Here is a 4,416-nt window from a genome sequence, read left to right as displayed (position 1 = left end):
GTATCTCTTTGTGTTCCCGAAAGAGGTGAACAACAACCCGAGGAGATTGAAACAATGCGTAAACTCGCCACCCTTTTGCTTGCCGGTACGGTCGCCGTTTCGGCTCTTGCCACCGCAGCCTATGCCCAGAATCCGATGGTCGGCGGCGCCGCCATGTATGCCACCAAGAACATCGTCGAGAACGCCGTCAATTCGAAGGACCACACGACGCTGGTCGCGGCCGTCAAGGCTGGCGGCTTGGTCGAAACGCTGCAGAGCGCCGGCCCCTTTACCGTGTTCGCGCCGACCAACGAAGCCTTTGCAGCACTTCCGGCCGGCACCGTCGAGACTTTGCTCAAGCCCGAAAACAAGGACAAGCTGGTCAAGATCCTGACCTGCCACGTCGTCGGTGCCAAGGCGCTCGCCGCGGATGTGACCAAGATGGTCAAGGACGATGGCGGCGCGCACAAGGTCAAGACGGCCGGCGGTTGCGAGCTGACGCTCAAGACCGACGGCGGCAAGGTCACCGTGACCGACGAGAACGGCAATGTCGCCAACGTCACCATCGCCGATGTCGAGCAATCGAATGGCGTCATCCACGTCATCGACAAGGTTCTCCTGCCGAAGATGTAACGAAAGGCTTGCTGCGGGCGAAATTGCAGCAAGAGCTCCCGTCGATTGCAGTGTCTCGCTCCCGTGATCCTGCAATTGACCAGCGCGCTCCGCGTCCTCCACCCTCAGATGTGTGGAAGGCGCGGAGTGTTCGTTTGAGGGCAACCGTCACCGGCTTTTGATTTCCCCGTGGCGGCATTGTTTGGCATAGAGACAACAGAAGGACTAGGTCATGAACCGTCGCGATTTTCTTTTGAGCGGTGCGGCTGCCATCGGGGTCGTTGGGGCTGCGGCAATTGTGCTGCGCATGGGCAATCCGCAGGTCGCGCAGGCTGCCGAGAAGTTCGAAGTCACCAAGACCGAGGCCGAATGGCGCGCCATCCTGTCAGATGCGGCGTTCAATGTACTGCGCAAGGAAGGCACCGAATATCCCGGCACCAGCCCGCTGCTCAACGAGCATCGCAAGGGCCTCTTCGCCTGCGCCGGCTGCGACCTGCCGGTCTATTCCTCGGAAACCAAGTTCGATTCCGGCACCGGCTGGCCGAGCTTCTGGCAGGAAATTCCCAGCGCCGTCGGCACGACGCAGGACAGGTCCCTGGGCATGACCCGCACCGAGGTCCATTGCCGACGCTGCGGCGGCCATCTCGGCCATGTCTTCGACGATGGCCCGCCGCCGACCGGCCTGCGCCATTGCATCAACGGCGTTGCCCTGACCTTCAAGCCGGCCACGGCCTGAGGACAACTGCGACCCCGACTTTGTCGGAGCGCGTGAGAACATTGTAACGACTGATTTTGCGCATGACCGCGAAAATTGCTTTCCGGGGTCATGCGCGAGGGCGCCAGGCGGGGATCCAGCGCGCCTCAATGGCCTCCGCCGCCACCGCCGCCCTGTGCGGCAGGCCTACGGATGAACAGGGTGAAGAGTCCCAGCGTAGCGAACAACACCGTCAGCATGAAGAACACATCCATGAAGGACAGCAGCGACGCCTGCTGCTGGACCATGCCCGACAGCTTTGAGATCGCCGCTTTGGAGGCGTCGAGGCCTGCGGTCTGCTCGAAGTTGAGCGTCATGTTCTGCAGCTTCTCCTGCGCCGCGGCGCTGCCCCATTGCACGTGCTCGGAGAGCCTCGCGTAGTGGAAGGCATTGCGGTCGATCAGCACCGTGTTGATGACGGCGAGGCCAACCGCGCCGCCGAGATTGCGGGTCAGGTTGAACAGGCCGGACGCATTCTTCAGCCGCTCGGGCGGCAAGGTGCCCAGCGCGATGTTGTTGATCGGCACCATGCACAGCATCATCGAACAGCCGCGCAGGATCTGCGGGATCAGCAGTTCTTGGAAATCCCAGTCGGCGGTGAGATGCGTCATCCACCAGGTTCCCGTGGCAAAGCCGAAAAAGCCGATCATCATCATGATGCGCGGGTCCATCTTGTTCGACAGGATGCCGGAGATCGGCGCGGTGAGGAACATGGCCAGGCCGCTGACGAACAGCGCCTCGCCGATCATCAGCGAATCGTAGCCGCGGATGCGCCCGAGGAACACGGGGTAGAGATAGGTCAGACCGTAGAGGCCGATGCCGACGACGAAGGAGAACAGCGAGCCGAAGGCGAAATTGACGTTGCTGAAGGCCTTGAGATCGACGATCGGCTCCTCGGCGGTGAAGACGCGCCAGAAGAACAGCACCGCGCCGACGGTCATGATGATGGCGCAGATGAACACCGCCTGGTCCTGCAGCCAGTCATTGTTCGGGCCTTCCTCCAGCACATATTCCATGCAGCCCAGGAAGGCCGCCATGCCGGCCAAACCCCACCAGTCGAACTTGCTGAACAGCTTGAGATTGGGCTTGTCGAAGTCGATCAGCGACCACGCGGCTGTCGTCACCAGAATGCCGGGCACGACGTTGACCAGGAACAGCCAGTGCCAGGACATGGCGTGGCTGATATAGCCGCCGACGGTCGGGCCGATGGTCGGCGCCAGCGTCGCCACCAGGCCGATCATCGGCGAGACGATGGCGCGGCGCGACGGCGGGAAGATGGTGAAGGCGGCTGCAAAGACGCTCGGGATCATGCCGCCGCCGATGAAGCCCTGCACGGCGCGGTAGACGATCATCTGGTCGATATTGGTGGCGGTCGCGGCCAGCGCGCTGGCCGCCGTGAAGCCTGCCGCCGAAATGGTGAACAGCACGCGCGTCGACAGCATCCGGCTGAGGAAACCGGACAGCGGGATCATGACCACCTCGGCGATCAGATAGGCGGTCTGCACCCACGGGATCTCGTCGGAACTGGCGCTCAAGCCCGCCTGGATCTCGGCCAGCGAGGCCGAGACGATCTGGATGTCGAGGATCGCCATGAACATGCCGAACACCATCGCCAGGAAGGCGATGATGCGGCGGATCGGCATGTGATCGGTCTGGGCCGGGATGGCCGGCGCCGATCCGGCGGTAATGGTTGCGGTTGCCATGGCATGGCCTCCCTAAGCAATTCCAGGAAAAGTGCGCAGCGGTTTTTCCGTCCGGAATTGCGTCAAAACAAATTACTTGGCAGGCAGGGCGGCTCAGCGCTCAACAGGCCACTGAGCCGCCCCCCAAAGTGCTCAGTTGGTCGTCGCGGTGGGCGCCGTGCGACTGTCGACGGCGACGACGACACTCAGGCCGGCGCGCAGCCTGCCGGTCTTCAGCACGTTCGCCGGCACGTCGATGCGGACCGGCACGCGCTGCACGACCTTGGTGAAATTGCCGGTGGCGTTTTCCGGCGGCAGCAGCGAAAACACCGCACCCGAGGCCGGCGCCAGCGAAGAGACAGTGCCTTCAAAGTCATGGCCGTCGATCGCGTCGACCGAAACCCTGACCTTTTCGCCGGGCACCAGCCGGCCAAGCTGCGTCTCCTTGAAATTGGCGACGATATAGAGCTTGTCCATCGGCACGATGACCGCGAGCTTCTGTCCGGGGCTGACCAGATCGCCCTGTTCGACGGAACGGTTGCCGACGACGCCGTCATAAGGCGCGCGCAGCACGGTGAAGGACAGGTCACGCGCGGCCTTGTCGCGGCTGAGCTGCAGCGACGCCAGCGTGCTGGCCGATTCCGCGCGCTGCGCCTGCAGTACGCCGATATTGGCCTCGGCCGCCGCTATCTGCGCGTCGGCGCCGACGAGGGCAGCCTTGGCCTGATCGAGGGCGGTCTGGGCGTCGTCTAGCTGCGCCTGCGTGCCGACATGCGTCTTGAGCAGTTGCGTCGCGCGCTGCTGGGCACGCGCGGCATTGTTAGCGGCAGCCTGATCGGCAGTCTTTTGCGCCTGCGCCTGCTGCAGCGCCGCGCGCGCCGCCTCGGTCTGCGCGTCGATGCGGTCGAGCGTCTTGCTCAGCGTGGCGATCTGCGCTTCGGCCTGCGCGACGGCTATCTTGTAGTCGCCGTCATCGACGGTCAGCAGCGGGTCGCCCGCTTTCACCTGCTGGTTCTCGCTCACCTCGACCTGGTCGACATAGCCCGAAATTTTTGGCGAGATGAACGCCATGTCGGCCTGGACATAGGCATCATCGGTTGAGATCATGAAGCGGCCGTCGGTCCAGTAATTGTAGCCATACCAGGCGCCGGCGCCGAGCAGCCCAAGCCCGATGATGGGCAGCAGAAGCGAGCGCACCGAGCGCTTCTTCTTGGCCGGCGCCTCGGCCGGGGGGCTGATCGCGGGCTGGACAGGCACTTCCGGCGCTTCGGTCGCCGGAGCGACCTTGGCATTGGGGAATGGGCGGACTTCAGCGGTGACGGGCGCGTTCGAGGACATGATATCTCTCTATCCGAGTATATGCAGGGAAAAATCTGTTATACTGAACCG

At 63.4% G+C, this 4,416-nt stretch carries 4 protein-coding genes; 2 read left to right on the top strand and 2 right to left on the bottom strand.

Going from position 1 to position 4,416, the window contains the following annotated elements:
• Nucleotides 1-54: 54 nt before the first annotated feature.
• Nucleotides 55-612, top strand: coding sequence for a fasciclin domain-containing protein (locus tag CN311_RS12140; protein WP_097573963.1), 558 nt, complete (start codon nucleotides 55-57; stop codon nucleotides 610-612).
• 211 nt (nucleotides 613-823) lie between these two features.
• Nucleotides 824-1,327: a peptide-methionine (R)-S-oxide reductase MsrB gene (gene msrB / locus CN311_RS12135; RefSeq protein ID WP_097573962.1), complete on the top strand. Its 504-nt coding sequence runs from the start codon at nucleotides 824-826 to the stop codon at nucleotides 1,325-1,327.
• A 125-nt stretch (nucleotides 1,328-1,452) separates the two neighbouring features.
• On the opposite strand, the gene CN311_RS12130 is transcribed toward msrB, so the two are convergent.
• Together CN311_RS12130 and CN311_RS12125 are read right to left on the bottom strand one after the other, a co-directional pair.
• Nucleotides 1,453-2,988, bottom strand: coding sequence for a DHA2 family efflux MFS transporter permease subunit (locus CN311_RS12130; protein WP_245440812.1), 1,536 nt, complete (start codon nucleotides 2,986-2,988; stop codon nucleotides 1,453-1,455).
• 192 nt (nucleotides 2,989-3,180) lie between these two features.
• Nucleotides 3,181-4,365, bottom strand: coding sequence for an HlyD family secretion protein (locus tag CN311_RS12125; protein ID WP_097573960.1), 1,185 nt, complete (start codon nucleotides 4,363-4,365; stop codon nucleotides 3,181-3,183).
• Between the last annotated feature and the right edge of the window lie 51 nt (nucleotides 4,366-4,416).

The sequence above is a fragment of the Mesorhizobium sanjuanii genome (assembly GCF_002529485.1).
GTDB classification, from domain to species: Bacteria; Pseudomonadota; Alphaproteobacteria; order Rhizobiales; family Rhizobiaceae; genus Mesorhizobium; species Mesorhizobium sanjuanii.
This window is presented reverse-complemented; position numbering and strand designations above follow the sequence as displayed.

Bases quoted from the DNA above. Each gene is read 5' to 3' on its own strand.
- CN311_RS12130 (WP_245440812.1), bottom strand. From the start codon at position 2,988: ATGCCGATCCGCCGCATCATCGCCTTCCTGGCGATGGTGTTCGGCATG.
- CN311_RS12140 (WP_097573963.1), top strand. From the start codon at position 55: ATGCGTAAACTCGCCACCCTTTTGCTTGCCGGTACGGTCGCCGTTTCG.
- msrB (WP_097573962.1), top strand. From the start codon at position 824: ATGAACCGTCGCGATTTTCTTTTGAGCGGTGCGGCTGCCATCGGGGTC.
- CN311_RS12125 (WP_097573960.1), bottom strand. From the start codon at position 4,365: ATGTCCTCGAACGCGCCCGTCACCGCTGAAGTCCGCCCATTCCCCAAT.